The organism is Paenibacillus liaoningensis (assembly GCF_059609455.1).
Map to the genome: position 1 here is coordinate 1 of NZ_JCAALU010000049.1, position 1,416 is coordinate 1,416.

Sequence of the window (1,416 nt, forward strand, 5' to 3'; positions counted from 1 at the left end):
ATACAGCCGTACCCACGAGCTGGCGGCCCATCATACCCTTTGATAGAACGTCAGTTCGTGGAACCATTACATTAGGGAGAGTGAACGAAGATGAGGGAGATTAAGTTTCGGGGCAAGCGATTGGATAACGGTGAGTTTGTTGTTGGAGATTTAGTGAAATTCGATGGCGGAAGAACGTTTATCTTAGGTGATGTTGAACCATTTAAGGAATTTCCGCTATTTGGAACGGAAAGAGACGTTTACGAAGAGGTCGATCCTGAGACGGTCGGTCAATGCACAGGATTGCGCGACAAGAACGGCGTGGATATTTATGAGGGGGATATCGTCTGCTACCCTGATGCATACATGGGCTGCGGAGAAAGCAGCGACTGGGAAGAAACTGTGAGTGTTGGAGTGATTAAGTGGGACGATGACCAAGCCCAATTTTATGTTACAAAACGCGAGTCTATCGATACTTCTGATTTCTGGGAAGCAATCGACGAGGCTGAGGTTATCGGCAACATACACGACCACCCGCATCTTCTGGAGGTGGCGCAATGAGCGACCGGAAGCTAAAAAAAGGCGATGTAGTGGTCATGCACACCTGCATGGAACATGATCATCCAAATAATTTCGGAAAGCTATGGACATGCCGTTCGGATGAGTTTCAGCATAAAGGACATGATTACGGATCGATATTTCTCGAAGGCTACAGCGGATCATTTAGTACGGAGTTTTTGCAGTATGTAGATTTATCTACGATGGAGGCGAGCGATAATGACTAAACATTTGTTGGACGGAGATAAACTGCGGGACTATTTGGGGCCGGACGTTGATTTTGAAAAATACAAGTTTGGAATTCCATCCGCCGTGGTGGCTCATCAATGGCTCAGGGATGAGATTAAGGCAGGCAAGTTTGACGTTGATCCTGAGCCATACCCAAGGGCTGAAATGACGCCTCAGTTTACTCCTGACCTGCTGGAGATACGCAAGGCGCTGGAAGCTGCTACGCCGGGTCCGTGGGAGTGGGAAACACAAGAGTCGTACATTGTGCAAACTTTGAGAGAAGGCGAGAATATCCATGAGGTCAATCGCATTTTGGGTCAAATTTGGAACAGTCACAATGCCCGCCTAATAACCAACGCTCCAACATGGATAGCGCAGCTGCTGGCAGAGGTAGAGAGGCTACAACAGGAACGCGACGGGGAACGGAGTTGGCGCGAAGATGTCCAAGCGTATAACCTCAAGCTTGCTGGGATGATAGCGGAGGAGCATTCAGCCAACGCCGCGCTGCTGGAAGGGCTACAGAAACAATTGCAAATCACGGCAGACGGATCGGCACGTGACGAATGGGACGGCACTACTGGTGGAAGCGGGCATGCATCATGTCGCAAGGTTGCTGCTAGTTTGTTAGCCCTATACGGGGGTAAGGGGGAT

3 protein-coding genes are annotated in these 1,416 nt (G+C 49.5%); all 3 read left to right on the plus strand.

Annotated features, from left to right (window positions below):
• Window positions 1–90: 90 nt before the first annotated feature.
• Window positions 91–540 (plus strand): YopX family protein, encoded by a 450-nt coding sequence (locus tag AC6B99_RS33265; RefSeq protein ID WP_496665171.1) that lies wholly within the window; start codon window positions 91–93, stop codon window positions 538–540.
• On the plus strand, window positions 537–764 hold the full coding sequence (locus AC6B99_RS33270; protein ID WP_496665172.1) for a hypothetical protein: 228 nt from the start codon (window positions 537–539) through the stop codon (window positions 762–764). Before AC6B99_RS33265 ends, AC6B99_RS33270 begins: the two co-directional genes overlap by 4 nt.
• Window positions 757–1,416: hypothetical protein (locus AC6B99_RS33275; protein WP_496665173.1), on the plus strand; the 660-nt coding region annotated here is incomplete at its 3' end. The genes AC6B99_RS33270 and AC6B99_RS33275, both read left to right, overlap by 8 nt.